Below are 24,920 nucleotides of genomic sequence, written 5' to 3'. Positions count from 1 at the left end.
TCAATCCTGAGGAAAGAGTGGTATTCAAGAATGTCGGACAATGTCGCAAACGGGAATGTAGAGGACGTCCTGTCCTCTATTAAGCGGTTGGTAAGCGAAGAAGGCCGCAAAATCCCGGATATCATGCAATCCACTCGTGCGCGTAAGCCTGGCCGGTTGGTTCTGACCGATTCCTTACGCGTAAGCGAATCCCAAGGTGATAAGGAAACTCCGTCTGATGCGAACGTATCAGGCTATGCGGCCGAGGTCTCTGTGAAGCCCATGGTTCTGCGGGCGTCCGACGCAGTGAAAGAAAACGAGCCACGCATTGAAGAGCCAATAGAACGCGTAAACGATCCTGTTGAAAGCCTGAGCTCGAAGATCGAAGCGCTGGAGGCGGCGATCGCCAAGACAGAGGATCAGTGGGAACCCGACGGTGAAGGTCAAGATGCCTATGCTGGGACCTTGACTCAGTCGTTGAGTTGGCAGGCCGAGGCTGACGAAGACGAAGCAGACGCCGCTGACGCACCGCTCGTCTCGGAAACCAAAGCCACTTTCATCCGCGATCCGAAGGTGACGGCGAAGGCTGACCCGGTGCAAGACGTTAAAACGGAGCGCACACCGCTGGATGAAGACGCGCTCCGGGACTTGATCGCACAGGTGGTTCGCGAAGAACTGCAGGGCGTATTGGGTGAGCGGATCACGCGCAACGTTCGCAAACTGGTGCGGCGCGAAATCTACCGCGCGCTGGCTGAACACAAGCCCGACTAACGCTCATGCCCTATGGGGTGTTTCGGCCAGCGAAAGTAGTCGGTCCAAGTCCATGTTCTGTTCCAAATGATCGGCCAACGCGTTCAATGTCTTGTCGACACCGTCCTCATAGGACAGATCGGAAGTTACGCCTAGTTCCAACAAATACCGCGCGCGGAACGCATCCGATGCGAATATGCCGTGCAGGTAGCTGCCGCGGATGCGTCCGGTTGTATCGGTGGCACCTTCGGCGCGACCTGCAACCTCGAGCCAGGCGCGCGCGCAATCGGGGCCATCCGTGCGACCCATGTGGATTTCGTATCCAGTTACCGGCTCGTGACCCGGTAGGGCGCGCGCCGTTCGGAGTGTCACTTTTTTCTGTCCGACCATGACGGTCTCAACATTCAAAAGACCCAACCCTTCGACAGTACCGGGTCGCCCATCCACACCCTCGGGGTCAGAGATGGTCTTGCCAAGCATCTGGTAGCCGCCGCACAGACCCAGCACATGTCCTCCGCGCCGCACATGGGCATAAAGGTCAACGTCCCAACCCTGTGCGCGGAAATAGGTCAGATCACCGATGGTGGATTTGCTGCCGGGCAAAAGCACGAGGTTCGCGTCACCGGGTAGGGGGCGACCGGCTGGAATGACCTCGACCGTGACGCCGGGCTCGGCAGACAGCGGGTCCAGATCGTCGAAGTTTGCCATGCGTTCTAGTTGCGGGACTACAACTTTGCATGCCCCACCGGTGTGAGAGCGGATGTCCATCATGTCTTCGGCGGGCAGCTTCCAGGCGTCTTGGAACCACGGCACGATGCCCAGGCATGGCCAGCCGGTACGTGCGGCGATGTCATCGCGCCCCTCGTCGAACAGGGACACATCGCCCTTGAAACGGTTCACTGCAAAGCCCTTGATCATCGTAAGGTCACGGGCATCCAGCACAGCCTGCGTGCCCACGATCTGCGCGATCACGCCGCCGCGGTGAATGTCGCCGACCAGCACTACGGGTACGCCTGCAGCGCAAGCAAATCCCATATTGGCAATATCACCCTTGCGCAGGTTGGTTTCAGCCGGACTGCCTGCGCCCTCGACCAGGACAAGGTCGGCATCACCGCACAAACGGTCAAAGCTTTCCAGCGCGGCGCTCAACAGCTTGGATTTGTCCTTGCGGTAGTCACCCGCCTTCATCGTGCCGGCCCTTTGACCCTGAACGATGATTTGAGCACCTGTATCGGTCTCGGGCTTCAGCAGGATCGGGTTCATGTCGGTGTGAGTTGGCCTGTTCGCAGCCCACGCCTGCAGCGCCTGAGCACGCCCGATCTCGCCTCCGTTTTCGGTTACGGCTGCGTTGTTCGACATGTTCTGCGGCTTGAACGGAGCCACTCTAAGCCCGCGCCGTGAATAAGCGCGTGCCAGGCCGGCCACGAGAACCGATTTGCCCACATTGCTGCCAGTACCTTGAATCATGATGGCGCGAACCATGATTGATCTCCTATAACCTGACGGGCACATGACCCGATTTGACGGCAGAGGAAAAGACCGGATGAACACACCCGCCCATCTTTTGATCGGAGCCGCCGTCTTTGCCCGCCCGCCGCAAGGGCGCATTCTGCGCGCGGTGTTGATCGGATCAGTTTTGCCGGATCTGTCCCTTTACCTGATGGCTGGTGTGTCGCTGTTCATTCTGGGTATCCCCGAGCAGGTGGTCTTCGGGCGACTGTACTATTCCGATGCATGGCAAACAGTGTTCGCCATCGACAATTCGTTTCTGGTTTGGGGGTTGGCTTTAGTCGTGGCGCTGTGGGTGGGCGCGCGGCCTGTGGTCCTTGGGGCCTCGGCCGGGTTACTGCATTTGATAACCGACTTTGTATTGCATGCCGGGGATGGGCGGCCGCAGTTTTGGCCGATAAGCAACTGGGTCTTTCATAGCCCGGTCAGCTATTGGGACAGTGCGCATCATGCGCAATGGGTTGTTCCCGTCTCGATCACGGCGTGTGCGGCATCCTACGTGATACTCTGGCGGCGCGGGTTAGACGCTTCGACCAAGATGTTCTTTGGGGTGTTGCTTGGAGCGGAAATATGGGTCGCGCGGCAATGGCTGATGTTTTTCTGAGATAGCCACTGTCCAAAAGAAAAGCGCGCTCTGCAATGCACGAGCGCGCTTTTTCTTGGAAACAGCGGCTTAGGTCAGGCGGCTTCGGCCTGCTGAGCAGCGTTACGGCGTTCGCTTTCTTCACGCGACAGTGCAACCGAGGTGCGCACACCACGACCAACGAAATCCATTAAGCCGCTCACAACCCGTTCGTTCGGGTCGATACCGGCGCAGGACAGCACTTCGCGGCCGTCGCGCGAACGTGCCCAGCGGGCAATTTGTTCGGGGCCATTGCCATATTTCTTGTCATCGGCAATAGCATCATCCAGCGCAGCCAACACAACGGCTGCAAAAAGTTTGCGCGCACGGTTGCCTTGTTCGTTGTTAAAGGCGGTGCCGTCAACGAAATCTCTCATCTCGTCTTCCTTGTTGTTCTTGCTCTTGCATTTTCGGCGTGACGGTCCTTATGACCGATAAAGTGTGATTCGGATACAGCTAATATGCATAGTTGCGTTGCGTCATCTGCATGGCTCGCTGCGCCTGCAACACAAGGTTTCGTTGTCTTGCCACGTGTTGCCACGCCAGATATAGGAAGCGCAACTGACGCATCAACCGTTTGTGAAGGATTTATGTCATGCCCAAGATAAATGGGAACGAAATTCGCCCCGGCAATGTGCTTGAGCATAATGACGGTCTTTGGGCCGCTGTCAAAGTTGATCACGTAAAGCCCGGAAAAGGCGGCGCTTTTGCTCAGGTCGAACTGCGCAACCTGCGCAATGGGTCGAAACTGAACGAACGGTTCCGCTCGGCGGACAAGGTGGAGCGGGTGCGGCTGGAACAGAAGGATCAGCAGTTCCTCTACGAATCCGACGGGATGCTGGTGTTCATGGACTCCGAGACCTATGAGCAGATCGAACTGCCATCGGACCTGTTGGGTGAGCGTCGCCCTTTTCTGCAGGACGGCATGACAATTGTGGTCGAGTTCTACGAATCCGAGGCGCTGAACGCCTCGTTGCCCCAAAAGGTGACCTGCAAGATCGTTGAAACCGAACCGGTCGTAAAAGGTCAGACCGCGGCGAACTCGTTCAAGCCGGCCATTCTGGACAATGGCATCAAGGTCATGGTTCCCCCCTTTGTTGGTCAGGATGAGATGATCGTGGTGAACACTGAAACCATGGAATATTCCGAACGCGCCTGATCCGCGTTGAAATCACCAAGAGGCCGCGTCAGCAACGATACGCGGCCTTTTTTATGTGCGGCGCTTGATGCGGCGGTATTGCTCGGGGTTGGAGCCGAACAGTTCCAACATCAGCTCGTACTTGATGCGGTTGGCGCTGACCTGTCGGTAGAAGGCGATCAGAAACGCGGTCGGTCCCTGTATCCGGGCCAACCCGCTTGTCGCAGCGACCACAGTGCCAACATCTGTGCGGCCTTCTAGGACCAGCCAGCCACCCAGCATCAATATGCCAACAGTACCTGCGCCATTGATGACGCTCAGCAGGAATTTGGCGGATAGTTTCCAGATGAACATTTTGCGCCGGGTTTCATAGATTGAATCGAATTCAGTCTCGATCTCGCGCGAGGTTTCCTCGATCTGCTCAGTGGTCAGTCGGTCGGTCGCATTGCGCAGGATGCGGACTCGTTCGGCGACAAAGACGTTCACCTTGCGCTGTGAAACCAGCACGATGACGATCTGCGGAACGATCATCGAGAACGCGATCAGCCCCAGTCCCGGTTGCGTCGATGAGATATAGCCGATCACGCTGATCAACGTCCCGATCTGCACGACGGGGTCAGAAAAGGCACCACCTGCGAATTTGCCAAGCTCTTCGGCCTCGGCGGAAATGGCGGTGGTCATGGTGCCCTTACGTACATCTTCGCCGGTTTCATTCAGATCGGCCGAACGCAACAACAGCCGTTGGCGGATCAGGCGGACCATGTCTTCGCCCAGTGTTCCGGCGCGATAACCCAGAACCCATTTCAGGCCGAGGCTTAGAAGAATGACCGCCATCATACCGGCCCCTAGCCATAACAGGCGGTCAGCCTGCACATCGTCGGTTGTAAGGTGATTGATAATGTCGCGCTGAAATTCAAGCGGTACAGCCGCCAAAGCGGCCACGGCGATCGAAAGAATGATAAGGATGATCTGCCGTCCGGCACTGGCACGCCAGATTGCCCTATATAGTTTGAACATGCCCGCACCCGTCTTGTGACCTGCCCGTATTGTGACAGGGCCAGGGTAGGGGGTGCAATCTATACGCGCTGTGCCGCAGTTCAGCCGTGCCGCTTGCGCAACAATTCAATCGCTTAGACCAACGTTGGCCAGATCGGCCTGCATATCCCCTGTGGCGCGATCCAGTCGCAGATAGGCAATTCCGGCACCGCCAGATTGGGTGAACAAGGTTCCCACTGGCTTGCCGTTTGCAAAGATTTCAGTCCCGACCGGGGCGCTTCCATCTACCGTCACGCGGCGCAGTCCCTTACGCAGCTCGGTTTTGTGCTTCATCCGAGCTGTAACCTCTTGCCCGACATAGCAGCCTTTCTTGAAATCGACACCGTTCAGCAGTTCGAACCCGGATTCAAGGATATAGCTGTCCGACGTCAGTTCGATTCCTGTTTCCGGGATGCAATGGCGAACGCGGATGTCATCCCAATCGGAGCCATCATCACTTTCGGGAGCTGCGGTGTAGGCCCGCCAGCCCATGTCAACGTGACGCGGATCAGGTAAGGCACCTTGTGGTGCCGGGCCGGTGCCTCGCTGCAAGTTCAGCCCACTTTCCTCGATGGTGACGTCTGCACGCAGCTTGTACATCCCAAGACGTTTGACCAGCCCTTCGGCCAAAATCTCGGCCACATCCAGCAGAACAGCATCGTCCTCGCGTTTGAGGAAGAAATCGGCAAGATATTTGCCTTGCGGAGTCAAAAGCGCAGCATAGACCAGGCCATCCTCAAGCCCGCCGATGTCATTTGTCACCAGCCCTTGCAGAAAACTGTCAGTGTCTGCGCCGCTTAGGCGCAGGATGCGGCGATTGGGCATGGGGGTATCCTCGTGCTTTCCCTCGGTCCCGTGATATAGGAGTTCGCGCCGACAAGACCAGAGGGTAATCCACGTGCCAGCACCGATCTCGATTGTCATTCCGACTTTGAACGCGGCTGAGACCTTGCCTGCGACCCTTCAGGCATTGATGGAAGGACTGCACACCGGGCTGATCCGCGAATTGATCGTTACGGATGGCGGATCCACCGACCAAACTCTGGAGATTGCGGATGAGGCCGGGGCCGAGATCGTCACCGGCGCCGCGTCGCGTGGCGGGCAGTTGCGTCGCGGGTGCAAACAGGCGAGAGGCGAGTGGCTGCTGGTTCTGCATGCCGACACGGTTCTCGAGGATGGTTGGACCAAAGCTGTCGGCGATCACCTTCGATCAGGCAAGCCAGCGGTTTTCCGACTGGCGTTTCGCGCTGTGGGATTTGCGCCCGGTTGGGTTGCTGGATGGGCCAATCTGCGCAGCCGGGTGTTGGGGTTACCCTATGGGGATCAGGGGTTGCTGATCCCGCGACGGACTTATGAACAGGCCGGAGGGTTTCCGGATCAACCCCTCATGGAAGACGTTGCACTTATGCGCCGGGTGCGGGGCGTCGCGTTATTGCCTTCTCGTGCGTTTACGAGCGCGGATCGATACCAGAAGGCGGGGTGGATGCGCCGAGGGGCGCGGAATCTGTGGACTCTGTTGCGGTATTTTCTGGGGGCAGATCCTGCAAAACTGGCGCGGGCGTATCGGCGCTGAAGGCAGTGCGCAATTCTACGATCGACTTGCCCAATCGGAACGGGGCGGCGAAGCTGACAAGGCACAAAGCGATAATCTGCAGCACCAGGATATGTGCGTTGGCCTGCAGGTATTCCCATTCGTCTTTCAACTTCCCGACTTGCGCAATCAGATCCTCATAGCTTCGGGCAAGGATCAGATAGTCACCGGCAATCGCGGGCACCTTGCGGCGCATGTTGTCGATGGCAATCTGGGTCTTGTCGTCTACGGTCGTAAAGACAAGAAACTGGTCAATGTCGAAAGCGTTGGCCTTTGCGGCCATCGCGCGTGCGTCGTCCATATCGTCTTTTGCCTGACGTCCGAATAGGAAGTGCAACCCTTGCAGCGGCGCGACTTCGTTGGTCACGGCGATAAACAGGGGCAGGTCAGCGTTGCTGGCGGTTGAGGCTGATAGGAACTCCACCTTTTCGCACAGAACACCAATGTCATCATCATAGGCCGGGTCGCAAAACCGCAGGCGAAAGCGGGCAGCGTCTCGGTCAAAGGCCAGGGTTGCGGCATAGGCTACGTCGATCTGCCGGTCCAGCCGAGAACTGTCGGCGGTGTAAAGACCGGCCAAAACGGCAACCAACGCACCGATACCGCCCAACACGACCCAGACCAGATCGGCCAGTTTCCACGCCCGATGCCCCGCAGGTTTGCGGAACAGAAACCCGGTGCCCACGAGTCCGACCAGAAAGAACAGGATCAGAAGCGGCAGTTGGTTGTCGGCGATAAAGCTCATGCCCATAAAGTGAACGCACGGCCCCGAAGTGGCAACACTGATCACGGGCAGTTGTAAATTATAGCAATTTCAGATGTTAAGAACTCGAGCTTTGGCCGAATTTACGGAACAGCTTGGTGCGGTCAAAGGCGGCCTCAAGCTCGTCGGTGCGGTTCTTGACTGAGTCCCAAAGGCGTTCCTGAACCTCGGCGATGGCGCATTCCATCAGTGTCAGGATCGACGCCATCGAATCCCAAGCGGACGGCACCGCGATCCGTGCGGCAAAGGTATGTTTGGCCAGCCGGTGAATGGGGGAACGCCACTGGTCTGTGAACAGCACAATCTCGGCCTCGCGTTCCTGGCAGAGCTGCCCGATAAGCATGGTCGAGTTTTCATACCGTCGCACGTCCAGCGCGATCAGGACATCATCTTTGCGCACATCCAGCAGATCATGGGTCCATGACGCAGCCACCGGTAGCATTCGGACGTCGGGACGGATCATTTGCAAATGCAGGTACAGGTACTGCGCCATTGTACCCGTGATGCGCCCCCCAGTGATGAAAATGCGCCGATCGGGATCAGATAACAGGTTGCAAAAACTATCGAATTCTTCCGGGTCAACCTCATCAATCGTGCGCTTTTGATTGGCGAGGGATTGCTGGGAGTAGCGGTTGAGTATGTGTTCCTCGGGCAAGTCGTTTTGCCAGACGTCGCGCTTGGCGATGGGCCCCGAGATCATCTCTTTCACTTCGCCCCGCAGGGCGGCCTGAAATTGCGGATAGCCGTCAAACCCGGTCTTTTGCAACATCCGCGCAACTGTGGTGGTCGAAACCGAGGCGGTGCTGGCCAGTTCGGTAATGCTGCCCAGCCCGGCCATTGGATAGTCATCCAGCAGAACACTGACCAGTTGCCGTTCCGAAGGCGTCATCTTGTCCCGATGGGCCAGCAGCCTGTCCGTCACCCGCACTGAACGATCCTCCTTTATGCGACAAAGGCATAATGTGAGTAATTTTTCATCAAGATCAAGTGTGGAGAAAATTATACAGGAAAATTATTGACAGGTGATCGGACTGTGTGGAAATTTTTCCGCAATGAGGATTTTGGGAATCGCAGGGCAGTAGGTTGGATTTCGGAACAGTCGTTCACACGGATATGGCAGACGGTGCGCCAAAGGTCGTTCTTGTCTGCGAGCACGCGTCGAACCGGATCCCGGCGTTTCTGGGGGATATGGGGCTAAATGCTGAGGCACGTGAAAGCCACATCGCATGGGATCCCGGAGCTTTGGCGGTGGCCAAGCGGATGTCGGTGCAAATGGCTGCACCGCTGGTACATGGTGGTGTGTCGCGGTTGGTCTATGATTGCAACCGGCCGCCCGAGGCAAAAGGCGCTATGCCGTCGCGCAGTGAAGATATCGACATACCCGCAAATACTCGGATGACGCAGGATCAACGGCAGGCGCGGATTGAGGGCGTCTACGAACCTTTTCGCCAAGCCCTCTCCAAGCTGATCCTGCAGCACCGGGGAACGCTTGAGCTGATGGTGACGGTCCACAGTTTCACTCCGGTCTATTTGGGCAAGCGCCGACAGGTCGAACTGGGTATCCTGCACGGTGCCGATGACCGGTTTGCAGCAGCGATGATGGCGCATAAGGCGGTTGAAAACCCTTATGTTACCATGTTGAACGAGCCATACTCGGCGGCTGATGGTGTTGCACACACTCTGGATGCGCAGGCTTTGCCGAATGGTTTGCTGAACGTGATGATCGAGGTTCGAAACGATCTGATCCGCACGACCGAGCAGCAAAATGCGGTCGCGGGCTGCCTTGTTGCTTGGATATCGCGAACCCTTTCGGGGTTTGAAGAAAGGGCGGCAGAATGATCCGGGCCATGCGCGTATATGTCCGTGTTGTTGACGCGGTCAATTACAGGATCGGACGGGTGATGATGTGGGGTCTGTTCGTTATGATGGGCATCCTGCTGTGGTCGTCGATCTCGAAAACCTTCTTCCTGCCATCGCTATGGACTTTGGAAATGGCGCAGTTTGCCATGGTGACCTATTACATTATGGGCGGGCCGTACTCGATCCAGCTGGGCTCGAACGTGCGGATGGACCTGTTCTATCACAACTGGAGCCACAAGAAAAAAGCGTGGTTCGACGCCTTCACCGTTCTGCTGTTGATCCTGTATTTGGGCGTGCTGTTTTACGGCGGGCTGGGGTCCACCGCCTATAGCCTTGGATATTGGGGGGATTCTCCGATCTCGTACTTCACTGGTCTGTTGACCGGCAGTGAAGAGATCGGGCGGCTGGAACGCTCTTCCACCGCATGGCGGCCTTACATCTGGCCTATCAAGGCGATCATGGTGCTGGGCTTCTTCCTGATGCTGCTGCAGGCAATTTCGGAATTCTTCAAAGACATAGCCCGGATCAACGGGCAGGAAATCGGGGTCGCTCGAGCATGAGCCAGGAATACATCGCCATTTTCATGTTCGCGTCGATGATGCTGATGCTGTTCACAGGTCAGCGTGTGTTTGGCGCGATTGGGGCGGTCGCCACTGTTGCGGCGCTGGCCCTGTGGGGCACAGGCGGGCAGGACATCACGTTCTCGGCCGCGATGAAGCTGATGAAATGGTATCCGCTGCTGACGCTGCCGATGTTCATCTTCATGGGCTATGTGTTGTCAGAAAGCCGTCTGGCCGATGATCTGTATCGGATGTTCCATGTCTGGATGGGTCCGGTGAATGGCGGGCTCGCGATTGGCACGATTGGCCTGATGGTGCTGGTATCGGCCATGAACGGGCTGAGCGTCGCGGGGATGGCCATTGGCGCGACCATTGCGCTGCCGGAACTGCTACGGCGGGGCTATGACAAGACGATGGTCACGGGTGTCATTCAGGCGGGGTCCAGTCTGGGCATCCTTGTACCGCCCTCGGTCGTGCTGGTTCTCTATGCGATGATTGCGCGGCAACCGGTGGGGCAACTGTGGCTGGCGGGGATCGTGCCGGGGCTGCTGATGGCGGGTATGTTCATCCTCTATATCTGGATCCGTTGTCGCATTCAGCCCGAGCTTGGCCCCGCGATGAAAGACGCCCATGAAGTGCCACGCGCGGAAAAGCTGCGGCTGCTAGGCGCGGGCGCACTGCCGCTGATCATCTTTGCCGCTATGATGGTGCCCTTTGTGAATGGCTGGACCTCGCTGGTGGAAAGCTCGGCCATCGGGGCGCTGACGGCGCTGGTGGTGTCAGTCGTGAAACGCCGCATGACGTGGAAGATTTTCGAAGACTGCACCAAGCAGACACTGGCGATTTCGTGCATGTTTATGTGGATCATCCTTGCGGCTCTTGGCTTTGGCGCGGTGTTCGACGGGCTGGGTGCGGTGAAAGCCATCGACAACCTGTTCACCGAACAGCTTGGCCTGTCGCCCTGGGTGATCCTGATCCTGATGCAGCTCAGCTTTATCGTCATGGGTACGTTTCTGGACGACACAGCAATGCTGGTCATCGTGGCGCCGCTCTATGTGCCTTTGGTGGGCGTGCTCGGATTTGACCTGATCTGGTACGGGGTGCTTTATACGATCACCACCCAGATCGCCTATATGACGCCGCCCTTCGGCTATAACCTGTTCCTGATGCGCGCGATGGCCCCGCCCGAGATCACGCTGCGCGACATCTATCGCTCGATCTTCCCGTTTGTGGCGGTGATGGTGCTGGCGCTGACGATAATCATGATCTTCCCGGAACTGGCCCTGTGGCTGCCCGGATATGTCTACGGAAATTAACAAGAATGCCCGCTCAAGAGGCACGCAAACCTGCAACAGAGAGGAAATGACATGACAACAAGACGTAAGTTTCTGAAAACAGCCGGGGTCGGCGTTGCCGCTGCCCCTCTGGCCGCGCCGGCATTGGCGCAAAGCACGATCACATGGCGGATGCAAACCTATGCCGGTCCTGCGCTTGCTGCTCATGTGATCGACCCCGCGATCGAGATGTTCAACAAGATCGCTGGTGACCGGATGCAGATCGAGCTGTTCTATGCTGATCAGCTGGTTCCCACCGGAGAACTGTTCCGCGCCATGCAGAAGGGCACGATTGATGCGGTTCAGTCAGATGACGACTCGATGGCGTCGCCCACCGATGTGACCGTGTTCGGCGGCTATTTCCCATTTGCCTCGCGCTACTCGCTGGACGTGCCGGTGCTGTTCAACCAATACGGCTTGAACGAGATCTGGGATGAGGAATATTCCAAGGTCGGCGTCAAGCACATCAGCGCGGGTGCTTGGGATCCGTGCCACTTTGCCACCAAAGATCCGATCAACAGCCTGGCCGACCTGCAGGGCAAGCGCGTCTTCACCTTCCCGACAGCGGGCCGCTTCCTGTCGCAGTTCGGTGTTGTGCCAGTCACTCTGCCGTGGGAAGACATCGAGGTCGCAGTGCAAACCGGCGAGTTGGACGGCATCGCGTGGTCGGGCATCACCGAGGATTACACCGTGGGTTGGGCCGATGTGACCAACTATTTCCTGACTAACAATATCTCAGGTGCATGGGCCGGGTCGTTCTTTGCCAATATGGACCGCTGGAACGAGCTGCCCGAAGACCTGCAGATCCTGTTCCGCGTTTGCTGTGACCAGTCGCACTACTATCGTCAGTGGTGGTATTGGGGTGGCGAGGCCAGCCTGCGTGTCAATGGCGACAAGATGCAGCTGACCACGATCCCCGATGAAGAATGGGCGCAGGTCGAAGAGGCTGCCGTTGCCTTCTGGGATGAGATCGCGGCTGAATCCGAAACCAAGGCCAAGGTTGTCGAGATATTCAAGCAGTATAACGCCGACATGCTCAAGGCCGGACGGCCTTATCGCTACGGCTAAATTCCATACAATTTCGGCGCGCGGCCTCGGTCGCGTGCCGGTATTGGACCTCTGGACCCCCGACCTCCGATGCTAGGCTTGCCTCTGATACAGACAAGAACACGCTGGTCGCGCTTTGGCGTGAACCGGGCGAGGGGGGTATAGGCCAATGGCGATAGCTGGGTTCCTGATCGAGATTTTTGCGGCGACCATGTTGCTGCTGTTTGCGGTGCGGCTGGTCCGTACGGGCATCGAAAGACGTTTTGGCGCATTGTTCCAGTCGCTGTTGACGCGTCATTCCAACACGTTTGTTGCCGGTGGGGCCGGCATGGTTCTGGCAACGATCCTGCAAAGCTCGGCTGCGGTTACAGTTTTGCTGACCGGTTTTGCGGCGGCAGGCATGGTCAGCTTTGGCCTTGCATTGGCCGGGGTGCTGGGCGCGGATCTGGGTGCAGCGCTTGTCATTCAGGTTCTGTCTTATGATCTGGGCTGGCTGCAGCCCGTGCTGCTGGCGCTGGGCGGGTGGCTGTACCTCAAGTCCGACCGCGCCAATGTGCGGCTGATCGGGCGCATTGTTCTGGGCATCGCGTTCATTCTGGTTTCATTGCAGTTCTTGCGCGATGCGGTTGATCCGATCCGCGAGAGCGCCTTTTTGCCCGCCATCGCGGGCTATCTGGAAAGCGACTATTTCAGCGCCTTTATCGTGGGCGCGGTACTGGCCTTTATCATGCACAGTTCGGTTGCGACGATCCTGATGTGCGTGACACTGGTTCAGATCGGAGCTATCCCTTTTGCTGCCGGGCTGTCGCTGGTTCTTGGGGCCAATCTGGGCTCGGCCTTTATTCCGATCTGGCTGACCCGTGACTTGACGGTTTCCGCGCGTCGTATTCCACTGGCCAACCTTCTGCTACGCGGCAGCGCGGCGCTGGTGATGCTGATTGTGGTCAACGTGACCGGCACGCATCAGACGTTGATGGTCGCGGGGGCAGGGCAGTCGTTGATCCTGGCTCATATCGGATTCAACCTCGCCGTTTTTGTGCTGGCCACAGGGTTCGTGAACTGGATGGAGCGACCGATGGCGCTGCTGCTGCCCGAGCCCGAGGTTAAGGCGCACGCGATGGACCACTTCTCGGACGCGCTTAGCCCACTGAATGATCCCAGCGCTTCGGGGGCGAATGTTGCGATGTCCTCGGTCCGGCATGAGCTGTTGCAGATGGTCACACAGGTTGAGCGCATGTTCCGCCCGGTTCTGGATATCTATGAGCAGGATGACAGCGATGCGATCTCGGCCCTGTGGCAGCAGGATGAGAGGGTGAACGCGCAGCTGACCGAAATCCGACGCTTTGTTGCCCGACTGCCGCGCCAGAACATGAACAAAGCGCAGATCAAGGCGGCGCGCGGCCTGGTCGAATACGCGATCCGGCTTGAGGCGGCGGGCGACGTGGTGTCGAACCGCATGACCCGAACCGCGCAGATCAAACACACCGAACGCACCGATTTTTCGGCACAGGGCTGGAAAGAACTCAAGGATTTGCACGCGGCGGTGCTGGCCAGTTTCTCTCTGGCTCGTCATGTGCTGCTGGTGGATGACATGGATTGCGCCCGGCGTCTGGTGCTGGACAAAGCCGAGGTTAAGCGCCTGTCGCGGAACAGCCGAAAGGCGCATTTGAAGCGGCTTGAGAGGGGGCAGACCGAAAGCTTTGCCTCAAGCGATCTGCATCTTGAGACGTTGCGCGCCATGCGCGACCTGCACGGGCATATCGCCGCCATCGCCTATCCGATCCTCTACCAAAGCGGGCAGGTTCTGGAGACACGTCTGGTGATGGAAATGGATAACGAAACGGTCGAGGACTAAGGCCGAGGGCAAGAGCTTGGGACAACAGTCCCGGAAAGTGACAAAGGATGAACGGGATGGGCAATGAAGCACGTTTGAACGACCTGAAAACCAAGGTCGAAGCCGGTGAGGTCGATACCGTGCTGGTCTGCATGGTCGACATGCAGGGGCGTCTGATGGGCAAGCGGTTCCACGCGGGGCATTTCGTGGCCGGTGCGTGGGAAGAAACCCATTGCTGCAACTACCTGCTGGCAACCGATCTTGAGATGGCGACACCCGATGGCTATGCCGCAACCAGTTGGGAGCGCGGCTACGGCGATTATGTGATGAAGCCCGACCTGAGCACTCTGCGCCCGATTCCGTGGCTTGAAGGCACCGCCATGGTTATGTGCGATGTGCTGGATCACCACACGCATGAGGAAGTACCCCACGCACCTCGGTCCATCCTGAAAAAGCAGGTGAACCGGCTGAAGGCCATGGGCTATGACGCCATGTGCGCTACCGAGCTGGAGTTTTTCCTGTTCGAGAAGAGCTTTGACCAGATCCGCAAGGAAGGGTTTCGCGATCTGGAGCCGATATCGGGCTATAACGAAGACTATCACATCCTGCAGACCACCAAGGAAGAGCATGTGATGCGCCCGATCCGCAATCATCTGTGGAACGCGGGGATTCCGGTCGAGAACTCCAAAGGTGAGGCTGAGACCGGGCAGGAAGAGCTGAACATCAAATACGCCCTCGCGATGGAGACGGCCGAGTATCACTCGATTGCCAAGAACGCAGTGAAAGAGATCGCGTGGCAGCATGGCCATGCCGCGACATTCCTTCCGAAATGGCATCATGAGAAAGTCGGTAGCTCGTCCCACGTGCATCAGTCGCTTTGGGCGGATGGGGTGCCAGCCTTTTTCGATGAAAAAGATCCGCTCGGGATGTCGGGTATTATGAAAAGCTATATGGCGGGTTTGCTGAAATACGCCGCTGATTACACCTATTTCATGGCCCCCTATATCAACAGCTACAAGCGGTTCATGAAGGGCACGTTTGCGCCAACGCGGATCATCTGGTCGGTGGACAACCGCACGGCGGGCTTCCGTCTGTGCGGGGATGGCACCAAGGCAGTTCGGGTGGAGTGCCGGATTCCGGGCTCGGACATGAACCCCTATTTGGCGATGGCGGGGATGCTGGCTGCTGGGATTGCCGGGATCGAGGAAGCGCTGGAATTGCAGCCTCCGACACAGGGCGACGTCTACCAGGGGGAAACGGGCATGATCCCTGGCAATCTGGGTGCGGCGCGTGATGCGTTGCATGGGTCGGCCATGTTGCGCGCGGCCCTGGGGGATGACGTGGTCGATCACTACGCCCGCGCGGCAGAAGTCGAGATTGAAGAGTTCGAGCGTGTGGTGACCGATTGGGAAATCGCGCGCGGGTTTGAGCGGGCTTAGAGGTGGAAGCGAGGGGCCAGCCCCTCGCGCTCCCCGAGGTATTTTTGGCCAGATGAAGCAGGGATCCTGTTTCTTTCGGAAATGGAGTGAAGATGGGGCAGATGTTGAAATGTGTCTCGCCGATTGATGGATCGGTTTATGCAGAGCGTGAAGTGCTGTCGGCTGAGGCGGCATTTGAGGTCGCCGCGCGGGCACGTACCGCGCAGGCGGAATGGGCAGCGCGGCCATTGCAGGAGCGGGTTGATCTTGTGATGGCAGGTGTGGCTGCAGTGGGCGCGATGAATGATGAGATCGTGCCAGAGCTTGCGCATATGATGGGCCGACCGGTGCGCTATGGCGGTGAGTTTGGCGGGTTCAATGAGCGCGCGAGTCATATGGCCGAAATTGCCTCAGACGCTCTGGCCGATATCGCCGTGGGTGAGGATGAGACCTTTAAACGCTATATCAAGCGCATCCCGCACGGGGTCGTGTTTGTGGTGGCACCCTGGAATTACCCCTACATGACGGCGATCAACACGGTTGCGCCTGCGCTGATCGCGGGCAATGCGGTGGTGTTGAAACACGCCACGCAGACCTTGCTGGTGGGTGAGCGTATGGCGCAGGCGTTCCATGCGGCGGGTGTGCCCGCAGATGTGTTCCAGAACGTGTTCCTCAGCCATGACGTGACCAATGATCTGATCGCGGGCAAGGCGTTTGATTTCGTGAACTTTACCGGCTCGGTCGGTGGCGGGCAGGCGATGGAGCGCGCGGCGGCGGGCACCTTTACCGGCGTTGGCACCGAACTGGGTGGCAAGGATCCGGGTTATGTCATGGAGGATGCCGATCTGGATGCGGCGGTCGATACGCTGATCGACGGGGCCATGTTCAACTCGGGCCAGTGTTGCTGTGGTATTGAGCGGATTTATGTGCATGAGAGCCTTTATGACGATTTCGTCGCCAAGGCGGTAGAGGTCGTAAGGGGCTATAAGCTGGGCAACCCGCTGGACGAGGAGACGACGATCGGGCCGATGGCCAATGTTCGTTTTGCTGATGAGGTACGCGCGCAGATTTCTGAGGCGGTCGCGGCAGGTGCCGTCGCTCATATCGAGACCTTCGCCGAGGACGATGGCGGTGCCTACCTGACGCCGCAGATCCTGACCAATGTCAGCCATGACATGCGCGTGATGCGGGATGAGAGCTTTGGCCCGGTTGTGGGCATAATTAAAGTGTCCTCGGACGAAGAAGCCATCGCGCTGATGAATGACAGCGAATTTGGCCTGACTGCCAGCCTCTGGACCCGCGATGTGGATCGTGCGGCGCGGGTGGGGGACCAGATCGAAACCGGTACCGTGTTCATGAACCGCGCAGATTACCTGGACCCGGGCCTGTGCTGGACCGGCTGCAAGAATACCGGGCGCGGGGGCGGATTGTCGGTCATCGGCTATCACAACCTCACACGTCCCAAATCCTACCATCTGAAAAAGGTGACATCATGAGCCTTGTTGGAAACTGGTCTTACCCGACCGCGATCAAATTCGGCGCTGGCCGGATCAAGGAATTGCCCGAGGCCTGCGCGGCTGCCGGGATGAAACGCCCTTTGCTGGTGACCGACAAGGGGTTGGCCGATCTGCCGATCACCACCGCCACGCTGGATATCCTCGAGGCTGCTGGGCTGGGACGAGGGCTGTTCAGCGATGTGGACCCGAACCCCAATGAAAAGAACCTCGAAGCCGGGGTTGCCGCCTATAATGCGGGCGGTCACGACGGGGTGATTGCCTTTGGTGGCGGTTCGGGGCTGGATCTTGGCAAGATGGTTGCCTTTATGTGCGGCCAGACCCGCCCTGTGTGGGATTTTGAGGATATCGGCGACTGGTGGACTCGCGCCGATGCTGACGCCATCGCACCGATCATCGCCGTGCCCACCACCGCCGGGACAGGGTCCGAGGTGGGGCGCGCCAGCGTCATCACCAACTCGGAAACGCACGCCAAGAAGATCATCTTCCATCCCAAGGTTCTGCCTGCGGTCGTGATCTGCGACCCCGAACTGACCGTCGGGATGCCCAAGTTCATCACCGCAGGCACGGGTCTGGACGCGTTCGCCCATTGTGTTGAGGCGTTCAGCAGCCCGCATTATCACCCCATGTCGCAGGGTATCGCGCTGGAGGGGATGCGGCTGGTCAAGGACTACCTGCCGCGCGCCTATGCCGATGGCACTGATATCGAAGCCCGGGCCCAGATGATGAGCGCGGCGGCGATGGGGGCGACGGCGTTCCAAAAGGGCCTCGGCGCGATCCATGCCATGAGCCACCCGATTGGCGCGGTGTTCAACACCCACCACGGCACCACAAACGCGGTCTGTATGCCTGCGGTTCTTGACTTCAACTCGCCCGCCATCGCGGACCGGTTCCAGCAGGCCGCGGCCTATTTGGGCATCGAGGGCGGTTTTGACGGCTTCCGAACCTTCGTGCAGGAATTCAACGACAGCTTTGCCATCCCGCGCAAACTGTCCGATCTGGGCGTGACCGAAGCATCGATCCCTGAACTGGTCAAAGGTGCGATCACCGACCCGTCCTGTGGCGGCAACCCGATTGAGCTGACCGAAGACAACCTGACCGCGCTGTTCAAAGCCGCGCTGTAACAGGGTTGCAGACCCGCTCCCTCACCTCGCATACTGTGTGCAGGTGAGGGAGATTTTCATGACCAAAGAGATTGTTCTGATCCACGGGGCCTTTGCCGGGCCGTGGTGTATGGAGGATTACGCGGGTTTCTTGCGCGCGCGCGGTTGGACGGTTCACACCCCCGCGCTGCGCTATCACGGCGGAGACCCAAAGGCCGAGCCCGATCCCGGCCTGACCGACGCCAGCGTTATGGACTACGCCGACGACATAGCCGCGTTCGTGCAGGGGCTGGACAGCAAGCCAGTGCTGCTCGGCCACGCCATCGCGGGGGTTGTGGCGCAGCAGGTGGCGTCTCGCGGGCTGGCCAGCGCCATTGTTCTGATCAACCCGAACGCTGCCTGGGGGACGTTGCCTGAAACCGATGATGAGCGCGCCGTGCCGCGTGCGTTGATGGAGGGCGGGGCGTTCTGGAAACAGCCCATGCGGGTTGATTTCGACCTGATGGCGCCCTTTGCGCTGAATAAAATGCCCGAAGCGCAGCAGCATGAGGTGTTCGACCAACTCGGCCCCGAAAGCGGGCGAGTGATGTTCGAGATGTTCTTTTGGATGTTCGACGACCACCACGCGATGAAGGTGGATATCGACAAGGTCGACTGTCCCGTCCTGATCGTTTCCGGCACCGAGGACCGGGCCGTGAACCCCAACACCTGCCGCGCGTTGGCGAAACTCTACGGCGACCGCGCAACCTTTCTACCCGCCGAGAACCACGCGCATTTTCTGTTTATGGAGCCCGGCTGGGAAGGACCGGCCGGACAGATCGCGGATTGGCTGGATCAGACGCCGGGTGTCACCGACTGATCTGAAAGCTGCTTTGGGGTTTCCAGCTGAGTGAGCCGTCGTCGTTCTTGACACAGCGCAGTAGGTGCTCTTCACGGGTACTGATCGTGTCGGTCACAGTATTGTCGCCGAAGATCACGACAAAAGCGTCCTGTGAATAGGCCATGCCTGCGTAATAGCAAAACCGGGTTTCAGCCCCGTCAGGGATCGGGGATGCGGTGGTCAGGGTTTGCTGCGCGGTCACTTGGCTGGCCAGCAGGGCCAGCGCCAGCCCAAGGGTTACTGTCTTCATGTCGTCCTCCCGTTGATAAATCAGTTGGTCAGATGGGTCGTGGACGCTCGGGAACCTCAAATGTCGTTCTTGAATGACGGGTTGAGGGTAAGTGTGAACGAGATCAACGGGTTAGGCAAGGGGGCGTATTACTATAGTATTGTTAGCTTGCACCCGACGCCCTACTCTTGTGAACTTTTAGAACTGCCGAGGGATTTTCTTGGAATGGAAAAAGCTAACGCTGCGCTTGAGTAAATCAATATCGGCTTCATCCTTTTGTTTGTGTATCATTCGATGACAAGTCGGACAAAGCACTAGGAAGTCCTCTGGAATTTGATACCTGCGCGTCTCACCTTCTGACAGCTCTCTGATGGGCTTTGTATGGTGCACATCCAGCGGAATGTTCTTAATTGGACCTTCGCAGCGATAATGCTCAATTGGCTCTAAACCGCATCCTTCGCATTTCAGCCCGCGACGCTCCAATACGCGCACTCTTACGTTTTTTGCGCGCTCAATTCGCCTTGAAAGAATGTATCTCCTAGTTTCAAGGATATCTGTAGTTCCAGCTTCCTCCATCATGGTGTCGAAAGGCGTTCTGCCTCCTCGGTCTACAAGAGCCTTGTAAGCCGCTAACATCACTTCAAGATCTTCATAGAATTGCTGGGGATCAATTGCATCTGCCTGATAGACTCTTCCGAACGCATGCCCCGCAACATATCCTGTTGGAAGATTTTCGCTCGAACCGAGATCAATGGGGTCAGCAGAAAATTTTTCGGAAAACTCAGGAACCCGCTCCGTCAAGTCGACAGCTCGACGAGCCAGAATTTTCCGCCCTTTATCGTTTTCTCCGAATTCTCGGTAAACCTCTGTTGTGCCCTGATTTAGCGAAAGCACGATCTCTTCAGTTTGTGCATTAATCAAGTAAACGACATAAAACCCACGTGTCGCAGTGTCCGTAATGAGTGGATCAAAGAATGCTAGCCAAGGTACCGCCGCCCAACGAGATTGGCCGACGCTCGCCTTTACCTCGACTTCGTATGGCAGAAACAAAAGTCGCTTTTTGGCTTCTATTGCAATGTCGTGTCGAACGAAGTTTCCGAATTCACTTCCTGAAAAATTTTTTGACCGTTCAAATACGTAGTCACGCGCAAGTCGCGACAAATACTCATGAAGCATTTAGGTTACTCAAACATCCAACTCCTCCACGAACCGCGCGTTCTCCTGAATATATTGGAACCGCAGTTCGGGTTTCTTACCCATCAGACGCTCGACCAGATCGCCGGTCTCGCCGGGTTCGTCCTCGTCAATCGTAACGCGGATCAGTTTGCGCGAGGCCGGGTCCATCGTGGTCTCTTTCAGGTCCTTGGCGTCCATTTCGCCCAGACCTTTGAAACGTGAGACGTCGATCTTGCCCTTGCCGCCCAGACCCTTCTCAAGCCATTCGTCGCGCTCGGCCTCGTCCAGACAATAGACGCGCTTGGCGCCTTGGGTCAGGCGATACAGAGGCGGGCAGGCCAGATACAGGTGGCCCGCGTCGATCATGGGCCGCATCTGGGTGAAGAAGAACGTCATCAGCAAGGACGCAATATGCGCGCCGTCCACATCCGCGTCGGTCATGATGATGACCTTGTCATAGCGTAGGTCGTCGACGTTGAACTTGGTGCCAAGGCCCACACCCAGCGCTTGGGTCAGATCGTTGATCTCGGCATTGGTGCCCAGTTTCGAACTGGCCGCGCCCAGCACGTTCAGGATTTTGCCGCGCAGGGGCAGCAGGGCCTGCGTTTTGCGGTCACGCCCCATTTTGGCCGAGCCACCGGCCGAGTCGCCCTCGACAATGAATAATTCGGTGCCGTCCCGTGTTGAACTACTACAGTCCACCAGCTTGCCGGGAAGACGAAGTTTTTTAGTGGCGGATTTACGTTGTGTCTCTTTCTCGGCTCGTCGGCGCAGACGTTCCTCGGCTCGGAGTATCACAAAGTCGAGGATCGCGCCGGCAGATTTCGTGTCCGCGGCCAGCCAGTTATCGAAATGGTCGCGGACCGAATTCTCAACCAGTCGCTGGGCCTCGACCGTGGCCAGACGGTCTTTGGTCTGGCCGACGAATTCTGGCTCGCGGATAAAGCAGGACACCAGCGCGCAGCCGCCGGTGATCAGGTCTTCGCGGGTGATCTGCGCGGCTTTCTTGTTGTTGATCAGCTCACCATAAGCCTTGATCCCCTTGAGGATCGCGGCCCAGAATCCCGCCACGTGTGTGCCGCCTTCGGGGGTGGGGACGGTGTTACAGTAGGATTGGATGAACCCATCGCGCGAAGGTGTCCAGTTGATCGCCCATTCGACCTTGCCCGGTGTCCCGAACTTCTCGGTGAAGTCCACGGTGCCTGCGAAGGGCTGCTCGGCATAGGTGGACGAGCCGTTCATCGTCTCCTTGAGGTAATCAGACAGGCCGCCGGGGAAATGGAACGTGGCCTCGGTCGGGGTTTCGCCGTCGTCGATGGCGGATTTCCAGCGGATTTCCACGCCTGAGAATAGGTAGGCTTTGGAGCGGATGGATTTGAACAACCGCGCCGGTTTGAACTTGTGGTGGCCAAAGATTTCCGCATCGGCGTGGAATGTCACGGTGGTGCCGCGCCGGTTGGGAGCCGCGCCGATTTTCTCGACCGGTCCCAAGGGGATACCGCGCGAGAAGCGTTGTTCGAACAGCGTCTTGTCCCGCGCCACCTGTACGACCATCGAGTCCGACAGGGCGTTCACCACCGAGGCACCAACCCCATGCAGACCGCCCGAGGTCTGATAGGCCTTGCCCGAGAATTTACCACCCGCGTGCAGGGTACACAGAATGACCTCAAGCGCGGACTTGTCCGGGAATTTCGGATGCGGATCAATTGGGATACCGCGCCCGTTGTCGCGCACGGTCAGCGCGTAATCTGCGTGCAGCTCGACCTCGATCCGGTTGGCGTGACCGGCAACCGCCTCGTCCATCGAGTTGTCGAGGATTTCGGCCACCATGTGATGCAGCGCGCGCTCATCCGTGCCGCCGATATACATGCCGGGGCGTTTGCGAACGGGTTCCAGCCCTTCAAGCACCTCGATCGAGGAGGCGTCATAGGTGGAAGTCGCTTCAGGCGTCAACAGATCGTCGGGCATCGGTGCTGCTCTTGTTTTTGAGTTTTATCCATTATGGCAGGTGATGTGGTCCGGGGGAAGAGGGGCGCGAAGTGTTGTAGAAAAATGCGAGGATCACGCGGGTTTTCGCATATGGCCTGTTTTCGACTAAGATGGGGGCAGTTTGTATTTTCTATCAACTAGGGGCAATTGGATGACGGCAAATTCCGCAGAGTTTATTGGTGACATTCCGACATATTATGACACTGGTCTTGGACCAAATATTTTCGTCGATTACGCACAACACTTGGTCGAGACATGTTGCAGCGAACCCGCTAGCGAAGTGGTCGAACTTGCAGCCGGAACCGGCATAGTCAGCAGAATGCTCCGAGATCAGTTGCCTGCAGCAGCAAACTTGCTGGTCACTGATTTGAACGCGCCGATGTTGGATGTTGCCAAGACTAAGTTTTCTAGCTCGGAAAACGTTCGTTTTGACGTTGTCAACGCGATGGAACTGCCATTCGAAACACCAAAGTTCGATTTGATGGTGTGTCAGTTTGGCGTGATGTTTTTTCCCGACAAAGTCGCCTCGTTCCGTGAGGCCGCGAGAGTGCTGAAACCCCAAGGGCGTTACGTTTTTAATGTCTGGAGTTCTATGGCTGAAAACCCGGTTTCGCAGATGGCTCAGGACGTTGTTGCGCAGGTCTTCCCGGACGACCCTCCGGGCTTTTACCAAGTTCCGTTTCACTACGGAGACCCGCAGGCCGTATTGGCTGACTTGTCCGCCGCCGGTTGGCACAATGTGACATTCCAGACGAAACGGTTGAGTAAAAAGATCCTGGATCCCGCGGCATTCTCGCGCGCTTTGGTGTTCGGAAACCCTTTGGTGGACGAAATAAAAGAGCGGGGCGGTGCCGATCCCGAGGAGGTCGCGGTGGAAATGGCAAAGGCATTGGATCAGCGTTTTGGGTCAGAGGATATGGTGATGCCCTTGTCGGCCACGACTTTTGTCGGACAAATGGATTAACCCCACCTTTGAAATCGAAGCTTGCCTCCTGGGGCATCGCCGGTAACAACTCAATCTGTGATTGACGCGACCAAAATCGTAAGGAAGTGGAATGAGTTGGATCAAGACGGTGCCCTTCGAGCAGGCAACAGGTCGATTGAAGAAACTGTATGAACGGGTCACCGGGCCGGGGAACAACGTTGACAACATCATGATGGTGCATTCCCTGCGCCCGCATTCGATGGAAGGCCACATGGCGTTGTACAAAAACGTGTTGCACCATTCGGCCAACACCATTCCGAAATGGTTTCTCGAGGTTCTGGGCGTCTGGGTCAGTTCGTTGAATCGTTGTGGATACTGTGTCGAGCATCACTTCAGTGGTCTACAGCGTTTGCTGGACGATCCTGCACGCGCAGAAGCTATTCGTGCAGCGATTGAGGCCAAAGCGCCAGATACCGCCCCTTTGGATGCCGCGCAGGTCGCGGGGATGCATTATGCGCGCATGTTGACTCAGGCACCGGCGGATATGACAGAAGCAGATATCGACGCGTTACGCGCGGCGGGGTGGGATGACGGCCAGATACTCGAGATTAATCAGGTCTGCGCCTATTTCTCGTATGCCAACCGCACTGTTCTGGGGCTGGGGTGCGACACCGATGGGGATGTTTTGGGACTATCGCCCAACAACTCCGAGGACCCGGCGGATTGGGGGCATCGCTAGGCCGTCAGGCACCGCTCCAGTCCAGAATTTCCTGCGCCATTGCATCAGGTCGTTGGTGATGCAGCCAGTGATCGGCACCGGGAATGTCGACACGCTTCAGGTCGGGCGCGAAGGTTTCGAGCCCAAAGGTCGCCTCTGGCAGCAGCGCTTTGTCTTCCGGTCCCCAAAGAAGCAGATGCGGGCATCGGACCATCAGGCGCTCTACCGGCAACTCGGGCAGGTCCGTCAAAGGCTCGCCCGGTTTAGCCACCACCAAAGGAGAAGCGCGATACCAGTTCAACATAGCGTTCAACCGACCGGGCCGACCCCATTCGGTGCGATAGTCTTGCATCTGATGATCAGACAACCAATCCAACCCCATGCCGTATCTGAAGAAACGTTCAAGCAGGGCGAAGTTATTGGCTGAAAATCGATCGGCTGCGTCCTCGGCGCGCAGGTCATTGATATATTGCGAGGCCGCGGACTGCGCACCTCCGGCCGCCATGGCGCGCTGAAACGGAACCGGATGAACTCCGTTCGCGATAATCAGGCGGTCGACCAGTTCGGGCCGAAACATAGCCAGGCCATAGGCCACCGAAGCCCCCCAATCGTGACCCAGAACCGTTACAGGCCCGCCCTGCGTTTCGATCAGTGCGGCCATGTCCGTCACCAGGTTGGACAGGGTGTAGTGGCCAACGCTTTCCGGCACCCAGCTTTGCCCGTAACCGCGCTGATCGGGCGCAACACAATGGTAGTGCTGGGCGAGGTGCGGTGCCAGATCGGCCCATGCGCCGCCATATTCTGGAAAGCCGTGCAGCAGCAGCAGCGTGGGCAAATTTGGATCACCCCAGCTGCGTAGAAAAAACGGCTGACCGTTGAGTGTGACAAACCTGCTGTTCATGGGGCTAACCCTATGGTCTGAAATCGAAATACAGAGCACATAAGA

The 24,920-nt window shown here is 57.8% G+C and carries 24 protein-coding genes and 1 pseudogene; 15 read left to right on the top strand and 10 right to left on the bottom strand.

Annotated features, from left to right (window positions below):
• The first annotated feature begins 30 nt into the window (after positions 1 to 30).
• Positions 31 to 750: a hypothetical protein gene (locus tag ACR0DX_RS02000; protein ID WP_170354658.1), complete on the top strand. Its 720-nt coding sequence runs from the start codon at positions 31 to 33 to the stop codon at positions 748 to 750.
• 3 nt (positions 751 to 753) lie between these two features.
• Here the strand turns inward: ACR0DX_RS02000 and ACR0DX_RS01995 are convergent, their stop codons facing one another.
• Positions 754 to 2,211, bottom strand: a complete 1,458-nt coding sequence (locus tag ACR0DX_RS01995) for a cobyric acid synthase (protein WP_170354657.1) — start codon at positions 2,209 to 2,211, stop codon at positions 754 to 756.
• A 61-nt stretch (positions 2,212 to 2,272) separates the two neighbouring features.
• On the opposite strand from ACR0DX_RS01995, the gene ACR0DX_RS01990 reads away from it, so the two are divergent.
• Positions 2,273 to 2,842 (top strand): cobalamin biosynthesis protein CobQ, encoded by a 570-nt coding sequence (locus ACR0DX_RS01990; RefSeq protein WP_170354656.1) that lies wholly within the window; start codon positions 2,273 to 2,275, stop codon positions 2,840 to 2,842.
• Between the two features lie 74 nt (positions 2,843 to 2,916).
• Here the strand turns inward: ACR0DX_RS01990 and ACR0DX_RS01985 are convergent, their stop codons facing one another.
• Positions 2,917 to 3,237, bottom strand: coding sequence for a DUF6280 family protein (locus ACR0DX_RS01985; protein WP_108785849.1), 321 nt, complete (start codon positions 3,235 to 3,237; stop codon positions 2,917 to 2,919).
• Between the two features lie 218 nt (positions 3,238 to 3,455).
• Between ACR0DX_RS01985 and efp the strand changes: the two genes are divergently transcribed.
• Positions 3,456 to 4,019, top strand: a complete 564-nt coding sequence (efp, locus tag ACR0DX_RS01980; protein ID WP_170354655.1) for an elongation factor P — start codon at positions 3,456 to 3,458, stop codon at positions 4,017 to 4,019.
• Positions 4,020 to 4,070: 51 nt separating this feature from the next.
• Here the strand turns inward: efp and ACR0DX_RS01975 are convergent, their stop codons facing one another.
• A complete protein-coding gene (locus ACR0DX_RS01975) occupies positions 4,071 to 5,015 on the bottom strand; it encodes an ABC transporter transmembrane domain-containing protein (protein ID WP_170354654.1) in 945 nt (314 codons plus the stop codon).
• Between the two features lie 105 nt (positions 5,016 to 5,120).
• On the bottom strand, positions 5,121 to 5,858 hold the full coding sequence (ygfZ, locus tag ACR0DX_RS01970) for a CAF17-like 4Fe-4S cluster assembly/insertion protein YgfZ (protein ID WP_170354653.1): 738 nt from the start codon (positions 5,856 to 5,858) through the stop codon (positions 5,121 to 5,123).
• A gap of 73 nt (positions 5,859 to 5,931) precedes the next feature.
• Between ygfZ and ACR0DX_RS01965 the strand changes: the two genes are divergently transcribed.
• A complete protein-coding gene (locus ACR0DX_RS01965) occupies positions 5,932 to 6,606 on the top strand; it encodes a TIGR04283 family arsenosugar biosynthesis glycosyltransferase (protein ID WP_170354652.1) in 675 nt (224 codons plus the stop codon).
• Positions 6,607 to 6,613: 7 nt separating this feature from the next.
• Here ACR0DX_RS01965 and ACR0DX_RS01960 read toward each other — a convergent pair.
• Positions 6,614 to 7,369: pseudogene (locus tag ACR0DX_RS01960) on the bottom strand (hypothetical protein); the annotation flags it as partial.
• A gap of 76 nt (positions 7,370 to 7,445) precedes the next feature.
• Positions 7,446 to 8,315: a MurR/RpiR family transcriptional regulator gene (locus tag ACR0DX_RS01955; protein WP_170354651.1), complete on the bottom strand. Its 870-nt coding sequence runs from the start codon at positions 8,313 to 8,315 to the stop codon at positions 7,446 to 7,448.
• A 155-nt stretch (positions 8,316 to 8,470) separates the two neighbouring features.
• Here ACR0DX_RS01955 and ACR0DX_RS01950 point away from each other — a divergent pair, with 155 nt between their 5' ends.
• The 9 genes from ACR0DX_RS01950 to ACR0DX_RS01910 all read left to right on the top strand — a co-directional run bounded on the left by ACR0DX_RS01950 (position 8,471) and on the right by ACR0DX_RS01910 (position 18,916).
• On the top strand, positions 8,471 to 9,226 hold the full coding sequence (locus ACR0DX_RS01950) for an N-formylglutamate amidohydrolase (protein WP_480845002.1): 756 nt from the start codon (positions 8,471 to 8,473) through the stop codon (positions 9,224 to 9,226).
• Positions 9,223 to 9,807, top strand: coding sequence for a TRAP transporter small permease subunit (locus ACR0DX_RS01945; RefSeq protein ID WP_170354650.1), 585 nt, complete (start codon positions 9,223 to 9,225; stop codon positions 9,805 to 9,807). The genes ACR0DX_RS01950 and ACR0DX_RS01945 overlap by 4 nt, the downstream gene beginning before the upstream one ends.
• The gene (locus ACR0DX_RS01940; protein ID WP_170354649.1) at positions 9,804 to 11,123 is read left to right on the top strand and encodes a TRAP transporter large permease; all 1,320 of its coding nucleotides are present in this window, start codon (positions 9,804 to 9,806) and stop codon (positions 11,121 to 11,123) included. Before ACR0DX_RS01945 ends, ACR0DX_RS01940 begins: the two co-directional genes overlap by 4 nt.
• Before the next feature lie 51 nt (positions 11,124 to 11,174).
• Positions 11,175 to 12,209, top strand: coding sequence for a TRAP transporter substrate-binding protein (locus tag ACR0DX_RS01935; protein WP_170354648.1), 1,035 nt, complete (start codon positions 11,175 to 11,177; stop codon positions 12,207 to 12,209).
• A gap of 148 nt (positions 12,210 to 12,357) precedes the next feature.
• Positions 12,358 to 14,043 carry a Na/Pi cotransporter family protein gene (locus ACR0DX_RS01930; RefSeq protein WP_170354647.1) on the top strand — a complete coding sequence of 562 codons (1,686 nt, stop codon included), beginning with the start codon at positions 12,358 to 12,360 and terminating at the stop codon, positions 14,041 to 14,043.
• Positions 14,044 to 14,099: 56 nt separating this feature from the next.
• Positions 14,100 to 15,461 carry a glutamine synthetase family protein gene (locus tag ACR0DX_RS01925; RefSeq protein ID WP_170354646.1) on the top strand — a complete coding sequence of 454 codons (1,362 nt, stop codon included), beginning with the start codon at positions 14,100 to 14,102 and terminating at the stop codon, positions 15,459 to 15,461.
• A gap of 92 nt (positions 15,462 to 15,553) precedes the next feature.
• Entirely contained in the window at positions 15,554 to 16,936 is a 1,383-nt protein-coding gene (locus ACR0DX_RS01920) for an aldehyde dehydrogenase family protein (RefSeq protein ID WP_170354645.1), read from the top strand.
• A complete protein-coding gene (locus ACR0DX_RS01915; RefSeq protein WP_170354644.1) occupies positions 16,933 to 18,078 on the top strand; it encodes an iron-containing alcohol dehydrogenase in 1,146 nt (381 codons plus the stop codon). Before ACR0DX_RS01920 ends, ACR0DX_RS01915 begins: the two co-directional genes overlap by 4 nt.
• Positions 18,079 to 18,136: 58 nt before the next feature.
• Positions 18,137 to 18,916 (top strand): alpha/beta fold hydrolase, encoded by a 780-nt coding sequence (locus ACR0DX_RS01910; protein ID WP_170354643.1) that lies wholly within the window; start codon positions 18,137 to 18,139, stop codon positions 18,914 to 18,916.
• Here ACR0DX_RS01910 and ACR0DX_RS01905 read toward each other — a convergent pair.
• The 3 genes from ACR0DX_RS01905 to parE all read right to left on the bottom strand — a co-directional run bounded on the left by ACR0DX_RS01905 (position 18,906) and on the right by parE (position 22,310).
• The gene (locus ACR0DX_RS01905) at positions 18,906 to 19,187 is read right to left on the bottom strand and encodes a hypothetical protein (RefSeq protein ID WP_170354642.1); all 282 of its coding nucleotides are present in this window, start codon (positions 19,185 to 19,187) and stop codon (positions 18,906 to 18,908) included. The genes ACR0DX_RS01910 and ACR0DX_RS01905 overlap by 11 nt on opposite strands.
• A 177-nt stretch (positions 19,188 to 19,364) precedes the next feature.
• On the bottom strand, positions 19,365 to 20,342 hold the full coding sequence (locus ACR0DX_RS01900) for an MrcB family domain-containing protein (RefSeq protein WP_170354641.1): 978 nt from the start codon (positions 20,340 to 20,342) through the stop codon (positions 19,365 to 19,367).
• A gap of 9 nt (positions 20,343 to 20,351) precedes the next feature.
• Entirely contained in the window at positions 20,352 to 22,310 is a 1,959-nt protein-coding gene (gene parE, locus ACR0DX_RS01895) for a DNA topoisomerase IV subunit B (RefSeq protein WP_170354640.1), read from the bottom strand.
• A 172-nt stretch (positions 22,311 to 22,482) separates the two neighbouring features.
• Between parE and ACR0DX_RS01890 the strand changes: the two genes are divergently transcribed.
• Both ACR0DX_RS01890 and ACR0DX_RS01885 read left to right on the top strand, forming a co-directional pair.
• A complete protein-coding gene (locus ACR0DX_RS01890; RefSeq protein ID WP_170354639.1) occupies positions 22,483 to 23,295 on the top strand; it encodes a class I SAM-dependent methyltransferase in 813 nt (270 codons plus the stop codon).
• Between the two features lie 91 nt (positions 23,296 to 23,386).
• Complete coding sequence (locus ACR0DX_RS01885) at positions 23,387 to 23,995, top strand: peroxidase-related enzyme (RefSeq protein WP_170354638.1); 609 nt, start codon at positions 23,387 to 23,389, stop codon at positions 23,993 to 23,995.
• A 4-nt stretch (positions 23,996 to 23,999) separates the two neighbouring features.
• Here the strand turns inward: ACR0DX_RS01885 and ACR0DX_RS01880 are convergent, their stop codons facing one another.
• Positions 24,000 to 24,875 (bottom strand): alpha/beta fold hydrolase, encoded by an 876-nt coding sequence (locus ACR0DX_RS01880; RefSeq protein ID WP_170354637.1) that lies wholly within the window; start codon positions 24,873 to 24,875, stop codon positions 24,000 to 24,002.
• Between the last annotated feature and the right edge of the window lie 45 nt (positions 24,876 to 24,920).

The sequence above is a fragment of the Ruegeria sp. D3 genome (assembly GCF_056534465.1).
Note: the sequence above shows the minus strand (reverse complement) of the source record. Positions and strands in the feature narration are given on the sequence as shown.